General features: G+C 69.0%; 1 protein-coding gene. It reads left to right on the plus strand.

Annotated features, from left to right (window positions below):
- Nucleotides 1-165 precede the first annotated feature (165 nt).
- Complete coding sequence (locus tag KBX50_RS32515; RefSeq protein ID WP_307871145.1) at nucleotides 166-1,122, plus strand: IS30 family transposase; 957 nt, start codon at nucleotides 166-168, stop codon at nucleotides 1,120-1,122.
- Nucleotides 1,123-1,149: the final 27 nt, after the last annotated feature.

The following is a 1,149-nucleotide window of genomic DNA, read 5'->3' on the forward strand; positions in this document are numbered from 1 at the left end:
GGTGGTTTCTAGGGTTCAGTGCAACTGATCTTGGTTGTGCTGGAGGTGTTGGTGGCCAGGCCGGGTGTGGTGACGTTCGGGCATCGGCAGGTGTTGGAGCATTTGTGGGGGTCGGGGCGAACGATCTCGCAGATCGCGGGGCTGTTGGGGTTGCCGGTGTGCACGGTGTCGCGGGAGGTCGCGCGGTATCACAGTGCGCGGCACGGGACGAAGAATCCGCTCGGGCGGTCGTTGCCGCCCGGGCGGGCTCGCCGGCCGTATCGGTGGGGGTATCAGGCGCAGTGGGCGCAGCGGCGGGCTGACACGGCGCGGCGGCGGCCGAAGGCGTCGAAGCTTCGGCCGGGCACGCGGCTGCGGCACACGGTGGCGGGGAAACTGGCGCGTAGGTGGTCTCCGAAGCAGATCGCCGCGTGGTTGCGGGCCACGTACGCCGACCGTCCGGAGTCCCAGGTGTCCCACGAGACGATCTACCAGGCGATCTACGTGCAGTCGCGGGGTAACCTGCGCGCGGAGTTGGGTCGACAGGTGGCGTTGCGCTCGGGTCGTACCCAGCGGCGCCCGCAGTCACGCGCCGCGGGCGCCGCCCGGAGCCGTCGGCCCTGGATCGGGGATCTGCACATCAGCACCCGGCCCGCGGAGGCCACCGACCGGGCCGTGCCCGGGCACTGGGAAGGTGACCTGGTCATCGGCAAAGCCGGCGCGTCAGCGATCGTGACCCTGGTCGAACGGGCCACCCGCTACGTGATGCTCGGCGCCCTACCCAACGGCCGCGACAGCGACGCCGTCATCGCCGTGCTCACCACCCTGGCCACCCGGATGCCGGCACACCTACTCCGGTCGCTGACCTGGGACCAAGGCGTGGAAATGGCCACCCACCCCGTGTTCACCGTCGCCACCGGCTGCCCGGTCTACTTCTGCGACCCCCACAGCCCCTGGCAACGCGGCAGCAACGAGAACACCAACGGCCTGCTACGCCAGTACTTCCCCAAAAGCAGCTACGACTTCCGCACCATCGACCAGACCGGCCTGGACGAGGTCGCCCACGAACTCAACACCCGACCCCGCGAAACGCTGGACTGGAACACCCCAGCCCAACGCCTCGCACAACTCATCACTCCCTAACGATTGCACTCACCCCTTGACCCCAAG

Source organism: Micromonospora sp. C51 (genome assembly GCF_018070435.1).
GTDB lineage: Bacteria > Actinomycetota > Actinomycetes > Mycobacteriales > Micromonosporaceae > Micromonospora > Micromonospora sediminimaris.